Annotated in this window: 14 protein-coding genes; 3 read left to right on the top strand and 11 right to left on the bottom strand. The window is 34.6% G+C overall.

Features of this window, described 5'->3' with window-relative positions; genetic code table 11:
* Positions 1-27: 27 nt before the first annotated feature.
* Positions 28-1,584: an FMN-binding glutamate synthase family protein gene (locus C1T31_RS10800; protein ID WP_103052510.1), complete on the bottom strand. Its 1,557-nt coding sequence runs from the start codon at positions 1,582-1,584 to the stop codon at positions 28-30.
* A gap of 134 nt (positions 1,585-1,718) precedes the next feature.
* Between C1T31_RS10800 and C1T31_RS10795 the strand changes: the two genes are divergently transcribed.
* Positions 1,719-4,052: an ATP-dependent helicase gene (locus C1T31_RS10795; protein WP_103052509.1), complete on the top strand. Its 2,334-nt coding sequence runs from the start codon at positions 1,719-1,721 to the stop codon at positions 4,050-4,052.
* 3 nt (positions 4,053-4,055) lie between these two features.
* Here the strand turns inward: C1T31_RS10795 and C1T31_RS10790 are convergent, their stop codons facing one another.
* Both C1T31_RS10790 and C1T31_RS10785 read right to left on the bottom strand, forming a co-directional pair.
* On the bottom strand, positions 4,056-5,024 hold the full coding sequence (locus tag C1T31_RS10790; protein ID WP_103052508.1) for a hypothetical protein: 969 nt from the start codon (positions 5,022-5,024) through the stop codon (positions 4,056-4,058).
* Entirely contained in the window at positions 5,021-5,986 is a 966-nt protein-coding gene (locus C1T31_RS10785; RefSeq protein WP_103052507.1) for an aspartyl protease family protein, read from the bottom strand. Before C1T31_RS10785 ends, C1T31_RS10790 begins: the two co-directional genes overlap by 4 nt.
* A gap of 138 nt (positions 5,987-6,124) precedes the next feature.
* Here C1T31_RS10785 and C1T31_RS10780 point away from each other — a divergent pair, with 138 nt between their 5' ends.
* Positions 6,125-6,745 (top strand): L-threonylcarbamoyladenylate synthase, encoded by a 621-nt coding sequence (locus C1T31_RS10780; RefSeq protein ID WP_103052506.1) that lies wholly within the window; start codon positions 6,125-6,127, stop codon positions 6,743-6,745.
* A 51-nt stretch (positions 6,746-6,796) separates the two neighbouring features.
* On the opposite strand, the gene C1T31_RS10775 is transcribed toward C1T31_RS10780, so the two are convergent.
* From C1T31_RS10775 to C1T31_RS10765, 3 genes are all read right to left on the bottom strand, one after another.
* Complete coding sequence (locus tag C1T31_RS10775; protein ID WP_103052505.1) at positions 6,797-7,657, bottom strand: OmpA family protein; 861 nt, start codon at positions 7,655-7,657, stop codon at positions 6,797-6,799.
* A 96-nt stretch (positions 7,658-7,753) separates the two neighbouring features.
* Positions 7,754-8,743 carry a glycosyltransferase family 2 protein gene (locus tag C1T31_RS10770; protein WP_103052504.1) on the bottom strand — a complete coding sequence of 330 codons (990 nt, stop codon included), beginning with the start codon at positions 8,741-8,743 and terminating at the stop codon, positions 7,754-7,756.
* Positions 8,744-8,745: 2 nt separating this feature from the next.
* A complete protein-coding gene (locus C1T31_RS10765; RefSeq protein ID WP_103052503.1) occupies positions 8,746-9,186 on the bottom strand; it encodes a type I restriction enzyme HsdR N-terminal domain-containing protein in 441 nt (146 codons plus the stop codon).
* A gap of 26 nt (positions 9,187-9,212) precedes the next feature.
* On the opposite strand from C1T31_RS10765, the gene holA reads away from it, so the two are divergent.
* A complete protein-coding gene (gene holA / locus C1T31_RS10760; RefSeq protein WP_103052502.1) occupies positions 9,213-10,217 on the top strand; it encodes a DNA polymerase III subunit delta in 1,005 nt (334 codons plus the stop codon).
* Between the two features lie 32 nt (positions 10,218-10,249).
* Here the strand turns inward: holA and C1T31_RS10755 are convergent, their stop codons facing one another.
* The 5 genes from C1T31_RS10755 to C1T31_RS10735 all read right to left on the bottom strand — a co-directional run bounded on the left by C1T31_RS10755 (position 10,250) and on the right by C1T31_RS10735 (position 14,441).
* Positions 10,250-10,828 carry a hypothetical protein gene (locus tag C1T31_RS10755; RefSeq protein WP_103052501.1) on the bottom strand — a complete coding sequence of 193 codons (579 nt, stop codon included), beginning with the start codon at positions 10,826-10,828 and terminating at the stop codon, positions 10,250-10,252.
* Positions 10,829-10,841: 13 nt separating this feature from the next.
* Positions 10,842-11,321 carry a hypothetical protein gene (locus tag C1T31_RS10750; RefSeq protein WP_103052500.1) on the bottom strand — a complete coding sequence of 160 codons (480 nt, stop codon included), beginning with the start codon at positions 11,319-11,321 and terminating at the stop codon, positions 10,842-10,844.
* Positions 11,322-11,585, bottom strand: coding sequence for a DUF202 domain-containing protein (locus C1T31_RS10745; protein ID WP_103052499.1), 264 nt, complete (start codon positions 11,583-11,585; stop codon positions 11,322-11,324). It lies immediately after the preceding gene.
* Position 11,586: 1 nt separating this feature from the next.
* Positions 11,587-13,188 carry a class I SAM-dependent methyltransferase gene (locus tag C1T31_RS10740; RefSeq protein WP_103052498.1) on the bottom strand — a complete coding sequence of 534 codons (1,602 nt, stop codon included), beginning with the start codon at positions 13,186-13,188 and terminating at the stop codon, positions 11,587-11,589.
* A 74-nt stretch (positions 13,189-13,262) separates the two neighbouring features.
* A complete protein-coding gene (locus C1T31_RS10735; protein ID WP_103052614.1) occupies positions 13,263-14,441 on the bottom strand; it encodes a cytochrome-c peroxidase in 1,179 nt (392 codons plus the stop codon).
* Between the last annotated feature and the right edge of the window lie 7 nt (positions 14,442-14,448).

Raw genomic sequence — 14,448 nt, 5'->3', positions numbered from 1 at the left:
ATTATTGTAGGATAATTTGAAGCATTTTTAATAGTTACCACCTAAATATGGGCATGTTTTTAGAGAGTTCATATTTGAAAAAGGAACTTCTGTTTTTTCGTACATGTAGGTTCTATTTAAATTTTCCGATAAGTTGTGGTCATCTACATTCACATCGATGTCCTTCATTTTAAACTGACATGGGTGTTCATAACCAGCAGCATGGGTTATCTCAATAAATTCTTTCCGGAAGGTTTTAAAATACTGGGCTAACCGTTCAGATTTTAAAGGGATATTGATACCGCTTTGTAACCATTTATTTTGAGTAGCAACGCCGCTTGGACAACGATTGGTATGGCAGACTTGTGCCTGAATACAGCCAATGCTCATCATGGCTTCTCGAGCAACATTAATACAATCTGCGCCCATAGCAAAAGCCATAGCCGCTTTAGCTGGAAAACCCAGTTTTCCACTTCCAATAAAGACGATACGCTCGGTAAGTTGCTTCCGTTGAAATACCTTATAAAGATCACTAAAGCCATAAACCCAAGGTAGGGAAACATGATCCGCAAAACTCGGAGGTGCTGCACCTGTACCACCTTCGCCACCATCAACCGTTATAAAATCAGGTCCTTTACCAGTTTTAATCATTAAATCTGCCAATTCTTCCCATTGATCCAGTTTGCCAATTGCAGCTTTGATACCAACTGGTAAACCAGTGTGTTCTGCAATAGATTCAATGAATTCCATCATTTCGGGAACGTTTGAAAATGCTGAATGGTTGGGAGGTGACAAAACATCTTTCCCGAGCGGGACATGTCTGATATCGGCAATTTCCTTTGTGATTTTTGCTGCTGGTAAAACACCGCCTTTTCCAGGTTTAGCACCCTGCGATAGTTTAATTTCTATGGCTTTAATAAATGGATTTTTTTCAACCAATTTCACCAGTTTGTCCATTGAAAAGTTCCCTTCTTCATCACGTACACCAAAGTAGCCTGTACCGAAATGGAAAATCACATCGCCGCCATGGCTATGGTAAGGAGATAAACCGCCTTCGCCTGTATTATGGTAAGCATGAGCAATTTTAACGCCTTTATTAAGCGATTCAACAGCTTTGGCAGAGAGCGAGCCAAAACTCATAGCAGATACATTAATAACGGAAGCTGGGCGAAATGGTTTTTTACGTTTATTGTAAAGCCCCATAACTTTGGCACATGGTAAAAAGTTTTTGTCTATAGCATTGGGATGATTTTTATCAATTTTGTAAGGCATCATGGCATTATTGATAAAAATATGCTGGTGTGCATAAATGTCCCTATCCGTTCCGAAACCTTCATAATTGTTTTCTTTTTTGGCAGAAGCATAAATCCAGCCTCTTTCAATTCTGTTAAAGGGAAGTTCCTCGCGATTATTAGCAACAAAATATTGCCTAATTTCTGGGCCAATGCTTTCAAATAAATAGCGAATGTGTCCGACTATTGGAAAATTATGGCTTATCGTGTGCTTTTTCTGAATAAAAATATCTCTTAATGCTACCAAGATGAGGACAATTAAAATCCACATCCACCAATTAATACGCCACAGAAATTCGAAAAAAGTACTCATTTATAAAAATTTTTGAAGTAAAGATATTTAAATTTCATTAGAGTTTAAACCCGTAAATTGTTTATAATTATTCATAATTCAATAGAGTTAAAAGTTTTGCAATGGTTATTTTCACACTTTAAAAGATTTGAAGTTTGGAGAAGTATTTAAGCCAGCTAAATGATGCGCAATTGGCACCTACTTTACAGAAGGAAGGTCCCATGATTGTAATTGCAGGTGCAGGTTCAGGCAAAACTCGGGTATTGACCTATAGAATTGCCTATTTGATGAGTCAGGGCGTAGATGCCTTCAATATTTTGGCATTAACATTTACCAATAAAGCGGCGCGTGAAATGAAAGCCCGTATTGCAACCATTGTAGGAGAGAGTGAGGCTAAAAATCTATGGATGGGCACCTTTCACTCGGTGTTTGCTAAAATTTTGCGATTTGAAGCAGATCGACTGGGTTATCCCAGCAACTTCACTATTTATGATACTCAAGATTCTGATAAATTGATAGCGTCCATTATCAAGGAAATGAATCTTGATAAAGATGTTTACAAATACAAGCAAATTCGTTCTCGCATTTCTTCCTATAAGAATAGCCTAATTACCGTTAAGGCTTATTTTCAAAATCCAGAACTAATAGAGGCTGATGCCATGGCACGTCGACCTAAAATGGGTGAAATCTACAAAAACTATGTAGACCGCTGTTTTAAGGCAGGAGTTATGGATTTTGATGACTTGTTGCTAAAAACCAATGAGTTATTGACCCGTTTTCCTGATGTTTTAGCGAAATACCAGGATAAGTTCCGATATATTTTGGTGGATGAGTACCAGGATACCAATCATTCACAATATTTGATAGTCAGAGCTTTGTCTGATAGGTTTCAGAATATTTGCGTCGTAGGAGATGATGCGCAAAGTATCTATGCCTTCCGTGGTGCTAATATCAATAATATTTTGAATTTTCAACGGGATTATGATGATGTCAAAGTATTTAGGCTTGAACAAAACTACCGATCTACCAAAAACATTGTGAATGCGGCCAATTCAATTATTGACAAGAATCAAACTAAATTAGATAAAGTTGTATGGACTGCTAATGATGAAGGAAACAAAATTATTGTTAACAGGTCGTTGACGGATGGTGATGAAGGAAGATATGTAGCAAGTTCAATTTTTGAAAACAAAATGCAGAATCAATTACAAAATAGTGATTTTGCCGTTTTATATCGCACCAATGCACAATCGCGTGCTATTGAGGATGCTTTGCGAAAACGTGATATCCCATATCGAATTTATGGTGGACTGTCGTTTTATCAACGCAAGGAAATCAAGGATGTTTTGTCTTACTTACGATTAATAATCAATCCAGCGGATGAAGAAGCTTTGAAGCGTGTTATCAATTTCCCAGCTCGAGGTATCGGTCAAACTACCATTGACAAATTAATTGTGGCTGCAAATGGTTATAATCGCTCGATTTTTGAGGTCATGGAACATATTGACAAACTTGAAATCAATATCAATTCCGGCACGCGTAATAAACTCCAAGATTTTGTGACTTTAATCAAGAGTTTTCAGGTCTTGAATCAAACGGCTAATGCTTTTGAATTAGCCGACCATGTGGTCAAAGCTAGTGGTCTTATCCGAGAATTTAATAAAGATGCCACACCTGAAGGTGTTGCACGAATGGAAAATATTGAGGAGTTACTCAATGGTATTAAGGATTTTGTGGAAGGTCAGAAAGAATTAGCGGATGCAACAGCGTCACTAGCCGAATTTTTAGAAGATGTGGCTTTGGCAACCGATTTAGATGCCGATAAAGGAGACAGTAATAATGTGGCACTTATGACGATTCATTTGGCAAAAGGGCTAGAGTTTCCATATGTATATATCGTAGGGTTGGAAGAAGACCTGTTTCCAAGTGCTATGAGCATGAATACGAGAAGTGAACTGGAGGAGGAGCGAAGGCTATTCTATGTAGCACTTACAAGAGCAGAAAAACAAGCGTATTTGACCTATGCCTTATCACGATATCGCTGGGGTAAATTAATTGACTCTGAACCTAGTCGCTTTATTGAAGAAATTGACGACCAATATCTTGATGTTATTACCCCTATTGAGGAACGTCGGTTTAACCCCATGCTTGATGCTGATATTTTCGGAGATATTGAACCCAATAAAATTAGATTTAAAAAACCGGTTCAACCATCATTCAAAAAGAAGGGTAAACCTGTTGAAAAATTAGAGAATAAAACAGTTACAACACCTAAAAATCTAAAGCCGGTGACTCAAACAAATAGCAATACCAATTTGTTTGACAATAAGCTGGCCGTTGGAAATATTGTCGAACATATGCGATTTGGAAAGGGAGAGGTCATAAAAATTGAGGGTGCTGGAGGCGATACTAAAGCTGAAATTAAGTTTGATAATGGGGGTGTAAAAAAACTATTATTACGCTTTGCCAAATTAAAAGTGATCAGTTAATACTTATTTCACCATAATAACCGAATTGATGTTGCCTCGGCCATCATATTCTTTTATTGGATTATAGGGATCAACAAACCATTCATTGTCAATTATAAACTTATAATGATGCTTCCCGCCTGAAAGCCATAAGTTATAAGTCCAACCAGAGTCTGTCTTTTTCATTTTATAAGAGTTTTCAGACCAGTCATTAAAACTGCCCGAAAGAATGACTTTTCGGGCTTCTGTAAATCCTTTCAGATTAATAGTGACGAGTTTGGTAATATCGATGACTGAATTAAATTCTCCATATTCATTTTCTACTTTATTCGGATTACCAGGGTCTTCTATCCATTCTCCATCGACAATGTAGCGATACTCATAGATTCCCGGATTAATTTGTAGCGATAATTCCCAGCCATTTTCTGTTTTATTCATTTTAAAATAATCTTCATCCCATTTATTAAAGGAACCGGCAATAATAACTTTTTCAGCATCTTTAAAACCTTTCAGCCTAAAACAGGCATTTCCATTTTGATCTTGGTATGCTGTATAAAGTTTGAGATTAAAGACAGGAAGTTCAATCCCCTCTTCAGTTTTGGCAGGTACAATATTTGCAATTTCGTTATTAGGTTCAGCCCAAAATTTACCGTTAATCAAAAACTTAAATTCCCATGAAAATTCATCGGTGAAATCCGTTATTTTCTTCCGTAATTCGAAAATATTTTCATTGATACGCTCCATTTTCCAATCGTCGCGAGTCCAGTTATTAAACTGACCGGAAACAATGACATCATGTATTTTAAAGTCTTCAAAATCATCAGTAAATTGATGTTTGTCGGACGTTATTTTTTCATAATCCCGCTTATCAAAAGTAAATACCACATCATCACCATCAATGCGATATCCTTTAATTGTTTGTTCTTGGGAGAAACCTAGAAAGGAAAAACAAAAAAAGAAACCAAGTACAATATGTATTAAACCTTTTCTCAATGTTGTGTAATTGGATACTCTATAAAATAAAGCATTTCTTTATGATAGTTAATAATTGTTCGTTTTGTTTTGAAAAATTCATACCCCAATATACCATCTAAATCTGTACCAAATGCTTTATTCATTTGACTAAAATTTGTCAAAACTGTATTCATAGGTCCAAAGAATAGTGTTTCACTTAAGCGAACTCTATGCATTTTTCCAGCCATGACTTCAATTTTTCGATTACCAGCACCAACTAAAGTTAATCGTTTTTTAGGTATAAAGTTTTTTAAAATCTCTTTATTGAGATTTTTGCTTATTTGATTGAATTCCGCTGCCGTATCCAATCCGAATTTTACTTTTTGGTTATTAACATCGCCATAGAGGATGATTGTATGGTTTTTGAGGGTAAAATTGAGACTGTCGACTATTTCTTCTAAATAAACATCTTTATCTAGCTTATTTCCATCTCGATCTACTTTTGATAATGTTATTTGATTTAGATAGAGATCTATAAAAACTTCATATTCTTTGAGAACTGAAAAACCAATAATACCTAAAAGCTTTACTTTTTTACTGTGCTCGATATGAGACAAATCAATGACATCAGAATTTATAGATTCCAATTTGAAATTCTCAAGAACAAAATCCTTGATTTGTTTTTCGTAAGGATTGTCAACTGCTTCTAAAATACCATAGGACTGGTTATCTTTTTTTTGATGTTTGTTTAAATTATTAAAGTGAACTTTATTCAAAATCATGGCTTCGGATCCAGTATCTATAATAAAGTTTCCTTTCTGCCCATGAATTTCGGCTTCCACAACAATCAGGTGGTCAACCAGTTTGAATGGTATTCGGGTAGTATGCTCATTAATTTTTTCGGACTTTGTAAAAATAATAGCCTTTTTCTTAATGACATTATTGGCCCTTAAAAAACAAGAAAAGAAAACAAGTAATAAGAAAAACAAGAGTCTTGGCATATTATAAAGACTCAAAATGACGGTAAATGTTACATAAAATTCAGGTTTTTTTAGTCAGTATTTATTTTTATTTCTAAATAACCGATCAATTGAACCAAAAATATTTAATTTGTATCGAATCACTTAAAAGAATTGTCAATGGCAGAGTTTATTAAGATTTATGAAGAAAACCCAAATCCGAGGGAAATAAAAAAAGTCGTTGAGGTTTTAAAACGTGGCGGATTGATTATTTATCCAACGGATACGGTCTATGGATTGGGATGTGATATTACCAATGTCAAAGCTTTAGAGCGGATAGCTCAAATAAAAGGTGTCAAGCTAGAAAAAGCAAATTTTTCTTTTGTGTGCCATGACTTAAGTAACTTGAGTGATTATGTTAAGCAAATAGATAATTCTACATTTAAAATTCTGAAAAGAGCGTTGCCAGGTCCTTACACCTTTATTTTACCAGGTGCTAAAACGTTACCATCGGTTTTTAAAAAGAAAAAGACTGTTGGAATTCGTGTTCCGGGGAATGCTATTGCACTGGAAATAGTAAAGCAATTGGGAAACCCCATCATTTCAACATCCATTCATGATGAAGATGATGTTTTAGAGTATACAACAGACCCTGAACTGATTTATGAAAAATGGGATAATCTTGTGGATTTGGTTATAGATGCTGGTTACGGTGATAATGTGGCATCAACCATTATTGATTTATCCGAAGATGTACCGACCATTATCAGAGAAGGGAAAGGTAGTTTGGAAATTTTCTAAAAAAAAAGCCCAACCGATAGGTTGAGCTTTAAATGTTTTATAATTTCTGAATTAATTTCCAGCAGCTTCAAGGTTTTTCATTTCCTTTTCGATCATATCATAGAATTCATCAATCTTTGGAAGTATGACGATTCGTGTTCGTCTATTGGCGGCTCTACCTTCAGCTGTATCATTAGACTCGATTGGCACGTATTGTGAGCGACCTGCAGCGATTAGTTTGCCCGAATTAACACCTAATTCTTCCAAAACACGAACCACTGATGTGGCACGTTTAACACTTAAATCCCAGTTGTCAATTAAAGGTGGCTTGTTATAAGGTACAGGATCGGTATGCGCTTCAACCATACATTCAAAATCAGGCTTGCTCTTAACAACTTTAGCCACTTTGCCCAATACTTCTTTAGCACGATCATTTACAACATAGCTACCGCTCTTAAATAATAATTTGTCTGCAATAGATATAAATACAACACCTTTCTCAACATTAACTTCAATGTCTGGGTCGTTGATACCAACTTCTTTCTTTAAACTGGTTACTAAAGCTAACATGACACTATCTTTTTTATTCATAGCGTCTTGTAAGCGCGATATTTTCAAGTCTTTTTCCTTCATGCTTTCCAATGTCTTTTCAACATTTGAAGCACCTTTTGAAGTTAAAATAGTCAGGTCTTTGTTACTTTGAATTAAGTTTTCGTTTGATCTTCTTAAATCAGCTATTCGATCTTCAAGTGCAGTAGCTCTTGCAGAGGCAGACGCTTTTTCTTCTAAACATGAGTTCAGTTTAACTGTAGCAGAATTCAATAAATCTTGAGTTTCTTTTTGTTTGGCTTCCAAAGCTGCATATTCTTTCTTGGAAACACACGAGCCTAAAAGAAACATTGATGAAATACCCAATAAAATTAATTTTTTCATAATGAAATAATGTGATTTAGTTGTTATTAATTAACATACCAAAATTATATAAAAGAATTATCCCTTTGAAGTGTGTTAACAAAAACTTTAACAAATTTATAAACAATTAAAATGCTTATTCCCTTTGAAGTAATATTGCCAAACAATAGAGGTCGTTTTAAAGTAGTTTGCACGCTTTTTTAGTTGCTTTCTTTGTTTGATCAATTTTGGCAAATAACCATAAAAATATAAATGTGCCTTTAAAATTGAAGCGTTGTGTTTGGGCTTTAATTCAAATAAAAATTTAATGCCTCCCAAGCCATCTAACAGTAGCCGAGCAATTACCAGAATTAAAACGTGTCCTGGTGCATTTTTGACTAGCATGAAAAGGCTGTTTCTAAAATTTAAATAGGTTTTTTGCGGATTACTCTCTTGAAGTGTGGCACCTCCAACATGATATACAACAGAGTCATGGACATATTTTGAAGAGTATCCTAAATTAAATGCTCTCCAGCATAAATCGATTTCTTCCATATGGGCAAAAAACGATTCGTCAAATCCATTTAAACTATCAAATACCTCTTTTTTTATGAACATGCATGCACCAGAAGCCCAAAAGATTTCAGAATTGTCATCATATTGACCTTCATCTTTTTCAATAGTGTTGAATATGCGACCACGACAATATGGGTATCCAAATTTATCAATAAATCCTCCGGCGGCACCTGCATATTCAAAGTAGGATTTATTTTTGTAATCCAGAATTTTTGGCTGAATGATACTTGTCGAAGGATTAGTATTAAATTCTTTAATTACCGGGTCTAACCAATTGGGCGTAACTTCAACATCGCTATTGAGTAAGCAAAAAACATCCGCATCGACAAATTTCAATGCATCGTTATACCCTTTTGCGTAACCACCATTATCTGAATTTTGAATAATCTTTACACTTGGGAATGTGGATTTTACAAATTCAACTGAAGTATCGTTGGAGGCATTGTCGGCAACATAAATATCCGCATTTTTAGAATAGGAGAGGACACTAGGCAAAAACTGCTCAAGTAATGCTTTACCATTCCAATTCAATATAACTATAGCTACTTTCATTTTCAATAATGAGGAATATCCTTTAAAAAATTATACCGTTCTGATTCCATATCCATCTGACAGTAATAATGATTTAATCCGTTGGTGACCATAAGATATGATGCATTCAAAGATAAGTTGTATCGGGCAATTTGATCAAATGTTTCTTGATTTATAAGGATATGGGGAGCTTTACATTCAACAATCAAATGTATGGAGCCGTCTGAATTATAAACCACAATATCATAACGTTTTTTTAAATCGTTGACTCGCAATTCCTTTTCTACATTTACCAGTGAAATAGGATAGCCTTTATCTTGGGTTAGATATTGAATACAATGTTGCCGGACCCATTCTTCAGGCTGCAAAATCACGAATTTTTTACGTATAGGATCAAAAATAGATACTTTATTTTCGCTACTTTTGAAACGAAACGCATATGTAGGAAATTGTAATTCTTGCACAACACAAATTTGGTGATTTTTTTTGAATGGATGAAGTTAAAGCATTAGTTAGTGACATTAAAAACCGAAACCTGAAGCCTATTTATTTTTTAATGGGCGAAGAACCTTATTACATAGATAGGATATCCGATTATATTCAAGAAACTATTTTGTCTGAAGAGGAGAAAGGATTTAATCAAATGGTGTTATATGGTCGTGATGTTTCCATAGACGACATTATTGCTAATGCCAAGCGATTTCCTATGATGGCAGAATATCAAGTGGTTATTGTTAAGGAAGCCCAAGAATTGTCCAGGACTATTGAAAATCTGGTTACATATGTTTCGCAACCTCAACCAACCACTATTTTGGTTTTTAATTATAAATATAAAACACTAGATAAACGTAAATCGCTTTATAAGGCGCTTAAAAAAACATGTGTTGTCTTTGAAAGTAAAAAGCTTTATGAAGATAAAGTGCCAAGTTGGATTAGCCGCGTTCTAGCAGGGCAGAATTATAGTATTACACCCAAAGCCTCCCAAATGCTTACGGAATTTCTTGGTACTGATTTAAGCAAAATCAGTAATGAACTGAATAAACTCAAAATTGTATTGCCAGAAGGGACCCAGATTACACCTGAATTAATTGAGGAAAACATCGGTATCAGTAAGGATTACAATAATTTTGAATTGCATAAGGCCATAGGAGCTCGCGATGTTTTAAAAGCGCATAAAATAGTCAAGTATTTTGGTGAAAACCCAAAGGACAATCCAATGGTTGTAACAGTTGGGTTCTTACATACCTACTTTGCTAAACTGCTTCATCTTCATGGTTTAAATGATAAATCACCTCGAAGTGTTGCTTCGGCGTTAAAAATATCGCCTTATTTTACAGAAGAGTATATTGTTGCAGCCAGAAATTATCCTATGAAAAAAGTGAGCAGTATTATAGGGCTCTTACGAGAATTTGATGTTAAAAGTAAAGGTGTTGGCGCTAACGCAATTCCGCAGAAAGACTTGTTAAAAGAAATGATAGTTAAGGTTATGAGCTAGATTAGAATATATCTAGTTTCCAACAAATCTTTTTAATAGGTTATGGTTTTTTCATTACTGTAATTCTCATCAAACAAAATCAATGCATGGCCACTGGGAGCATCGTAAGGAGCTTTGGGAAGTACCGAAGGATTGTTTGGATAGGATCCATTTTCGTAAACAAGTTCCTTAAAAACACCTGAATCTTTAACTAATAATATGGACCATCCATTCTTATCAGTTTGTTCAACAAATATTGGTGCTCTTGTAACCGAGAATTGCGTTATCATATTCATGTTTGAATCCAATAAAAGAAAGGTGCAGCCTCCTGTTCCGCAAAAATATGGAGACATAAAGCGCACAAATATTTCATTTTGATCATCGTGATTTAAATCAACTTCATGGTATTGGAATTTTCGATTGATTTCCTGTAGAATTTCTAAATCATTTTTTAAGTAAGTATCGGTCAAAAATGTTTTTATTTTTTCTGCTGTATCATCTTTTACCACGTGCTCTATTTCAACAGATTCATCCTCTATTTTAGGACTTATCGTAGTTTCTTTGACTTTATCATTTTTACAGTTACTTATTAATAATAAAACTAAAATGATGAAGGGAAATATTTTTTTCATAGTATATGAGTATTTATGGTTTGTCTAGAGTGTTTAGTTTCATATTAAAATCATACTGCAAGTCTTCATGAAATGAGGATACCAATTTTTTAATAGTTGTAATTTGTCGATTGTAAATATTGGTAAGGGTAACATTGTGTTTTATTGAGGGAGAAAATGCTTGTAATTTTTCGCAAAAATAGATTAGTAATTCAGCTTCGGTTTCTTTTTTAAGGGAATATCTAGCATATTTCTTAATTATTCTTAAAATCTTTCTCACACTTTTTTTGATATAAAAATAACTGGCTGTATTGATATTGTCAAACTGCTCATCTATTTCAGCTTTTATACTGTTTATGTAATCTTCTTCATTGTGGCCTTCAAACAACAAATAGGTGAGTAGTTCTTTGTTTTCTTTTTTAAATCTTGCCAACCGCAGGCATAACTGCATCAGTTCATCATGTGAACGATGTTGCAATTCTTTTTTTATGGTGACTACCGATTCTGCTTTCATTTAATATTTATAGTGTTTCCGAATGGTTCTTTTAACCCTAAACAATCTAAAGACTCCAATAAGTAGGATGATTGGTGAGGTTAGTAAAAGAATCCATCCAAACGATTTTAACTCACTAAAAAATTCAATTTTTAGTATGGTAATACCCGTTCCTAAAATCACAATGAATGTTCTGAAATAAGCTAAAAAAGTACGTTCATTCGCCAGTTTGGTTCGTTCAATAGCTAGCCAGTCACGTGTTATTAAATCATTTTTATCTTCCATATTAGCCTTTTAATAAGTTAATACTCACTGTGGCCAATTCGCTATCAGGAAATCTAGAAAAATAGGTTTCATCAGGAAATAAACCAGCTTCTTTGGCTATTTTAATAAAAACATCAACTTCAAGAATATATTGGTCGCTGTAACCATGTGTGGCATCATAGGCCGTAGCTGCGGTGGCACCAATATTTTTGGCTGTTAAATTAGGATTTAAGGTGTGTAATTCAATGACTAATAAACCAAACCGCTCTACATATGGTTTCCATTTTATTAAATGTTCCAAAAGAGAATCTTCAACAAGATTATTGCTGATGCGTTTTCCTCGATAAGCATAGGCACCACTTGAAGTACTAATTCTATTGGTTTTGTTTTGGGGTTCTTCCCAAATACGGTTGTGATCCAAAAATGTCCTCACGTTTAAAAGATCGCGAAGCTCTATGTTATAATCTTCCTTTAGGTCTTTAGCCAATAAATCGGGTCTGCCGATATCTCCCCAAATAACCTTGGCCCAAATATCGGCTTTAATTAAATTGGCTCTTGTGACTTTTAATGCAGCCTTGTTAAAATCGGCACCAACTAACAATAGGGGATGTTCTTCTAAATGTTTTCCGCGTAACGTCTGATGTTCAATAACATCAAAAATATGTTGGATAAAGGCGCCATTTCCGCAACCCATATCCAATATACCCTTAGGTTGTTCATCTATAGGTTTATTGAATAATTCGATAATGACCTGATCTATGACTTTAAAATAGGTGGAATGGGCACCACCGCTTCCCCAGACATTCATCTCCCGATGGACATGCTTTTCAGTGTCTTCGGGATTGTCATTTTTTAGAATTAGTGGATTACCAAAGATCAGTTCATCTAATTTTACAAATGTGGGCAGGTAAGAAACCGTAACACCATAGGCTGAAGCTCGCTTAGCAAAAAACAGCCCTTCATCTGTAAACTGATACGTATTTTTCTTTTTTTTAAACCAACCTAAATGAGCAAAGAAATCCAGTATTTTCTTGAAACTTTCTGGGTTTTTATGGTATTCTTCAGCTGTGAAGGAAGCCTCCATAAAATACTTGTGAAACAGACCATTTACACCTAACAGAACTATAACAGGCCCAACAATGCAACCTTCTATATGTTTGAGAACTTGACTTTCAAGTGAGTTATTATCGGGTACTTCTAGACCAAATTGATTAACATAGTTATTAAAAATGCGTTCTAAAGCTATAAATGCATCAGTTCCGATTCGTTCGTCAGGGAAGTTAACGGAGTAATTTAATAGTTTAACGGCTTCTTCATATAATGGTGCTAATTCAAAAGCTTTCTTGCTAACATCGTTTAAGCTGTAAGAAACACTGTCTTTTTTGTTGTCTAATTCCTGTACTAGCCATCCTTGAGAACAGAGAATACGAAGCGCAACATTCAAGTAACCCTCGTTGGCCTTAAAAGTTTTTGCCAACTCATTTAAGGAAACGGATTCCTGTTCCAGTAAGGATTTTAAAATACCTTTTTTATATAAACTATAGGCTGTTGTAGCGGTTGCAATACCATCTAAATGTTTGAAAATAGTGCCGCGAAGTTGTTCTTTATCTGTTTTGGTAAGCATGAAGTTTGCGTTGAACCTTAAATATATAAAAAAAGCCCTTATTAATAAGGGCTTTACTGATTAGTAATTAACTTTTAATCTAAAAAGGGATTACTCCATTTAGGATCCGTATAAATATTATTGCCAGCCAAAGTTTTCATGAATTCAAAAACATCATTCCGCTCTTGTTGTGTTAAATTTAGTTGTTGCGGATTTCCACCTGGCATGAGCCTAGGGTCTAAATTGTTATTACCAGCAACGTTAATTTCATTGTAGTGTGTTAGAACCGTCATAAAATTATTCGATACACCAATATGCATAAATGGACCATTACTTGTGCCATCAGATTTTATTACGTCCCTTAGACTTGGTGATCTGGTAACTATTAAATCAGTTCCCGTTCCATTGGCATTTCCGATAACACCATTGTTAAGGGAATTTGGGTCGATATCAAATTCTGGAGCTTGATGACAACCAGCACAGCCTAATCCACCATCAATTCTGATACCTTGATTATTAAAAACAGGCGGTAGTAAAAATAGTTGTTTACCATTATTTTCCTGTGGTGTAAAGTTTAGAAATGGTGCTCCATCATTTGGAGCTTGTGATCTTCCTAAATCATATTTGCTATCAAAGGATTGAATGCTTCTAACAAATTGAGCCAATGCAATTTGAATTTTAGCTTCGGAAATTTCTGAATTCCCAAAGGCAAATTCAAATAATGGAGGATAGTATTCCGTATTTTCTAGATTCTGAATTAAATTGTCAAAACTCAAATCGCCATTTTCACCGCTAAACCCCATTTCTATATGATCTTTAATAGGCATGGTTGTTTGTTGCTCTAAAGTATTAGCGCGTTCATCCCAAAAGAATTTTTGTTCATTGGCAAAACGTGAATTAACCAACCGCATAGAATGTCTGCCTGTTGTTCCGTTTACACCATTACTCACATTGATATTATCACTAAAGGCAAATTCTTGCTTGTGGCAACTTGAACATGATATGGTCCCATTGGTTGAAAGATTTTTATCATAAAATAAAACACGACCAAGAACTGCGATTTCATCAGTTATGTTATTTCCATTGGAATTGTCTTTTGTTATATAGTTAGGGATTGGTTGGTTGGAGTAATTAGGTAAATCATTGAAATTAATATCTAAAATTTCAGAGAAATCAAAATCAACAATTGTATTTGGGTTGTTGATGGTATTGTTGTCATTATCACTGGAACAGGATACTACGAATACACCGAGTAAAAAGATTAATTTTTTCAAAATAGTA

The organism is Hanstruepera neustonica, assembly GCF_002895005.1.
In the GTDB taxonomy this organism is placed as follows: domain Bacteria; phylum Bacteroidota; class Bacteroidia; order Flavobacteriales; family Flavobacteriaceae; genus Hanstruepera; species Hanstruepera neustonica.
This window is presented reverse-complemented; position numbering and strand designations above follow the sequence as displayed.

Excerpts from the sequence above, each read along its gene's own strand:
- C1T31_RS10800 (WP_103052510.1), bottom strand. The coding sequence starts at position 1,584 with ATGAGTACTTTTTTCGAATTTCTGTGGCGTATTAATTGGTGGATGTGG.
- C1T31_RS10785 (WP_103052507.1), bottom strand. The coding sequence starts at position 5,986 with ATGCCAAGACTCTTGTTTTTCTTATTACTTGTTTTCTTTTCTTGTTTT.
- C1T31_RS10780 (WP_103052506.1), top strand. The coding sequence starts at position 6,125 with ATGGCAGAGTTTATTAAGATTTATGAAGAAAACCCAAATCCGAGGGAA.
- C1T31_RS10775 (WP_103052505.1), bottom strand. The coding sequence starts at position 7,657 with ATGAAAAAATTAATTTTATTGGGTATTTCATCAATGTTTCTTTTAGGC.
- C1T31_RS10770 (WP_103052504.1), bottom strand. The coding sequence starts at position 8,743 with ATGAAAGTAGCTATAGTTATATTGAATTGGAATGGTAAAGCATTACTT.
- holA (WP_103052502.1), top strand. The coding sequence starts at position 9,213 with ATGGATGAAGTTAAAGCATTAGTTAGTGACATTAAAAACCGAAACCTG.
- C1T31_RS10755 (WP_103052501.1), bottom strand. The coding sequence starts at position 10,828 with ATGAAAAAAATATTTCCCTTCATCATTTTAGTTTTATTATTAATAAGT.
- C1T31_RS10750 (WP_103052500.1), bottom strand. The coding sequence starts at position 11,321 with ATGAAAGCAGAATCGGTAGTCACCATAAAAAAAGAATTGCAACATCGT.
- C1T31_RS10745 (WP_103052499.1), bottom strand. The coding sequence starts at position 11,585 with ATGGAAGATAAAAATGATTTAATAACACGTGACTGGCTAGCTATTGAA.
- C1T31_RS10740 (WP_103052498.1), bottom strand. The coding sequence starts at position 13,188 with ATGCTTACCAAAACAGATAAAGAACAACTTCGCGGCACTATTTTCAAA.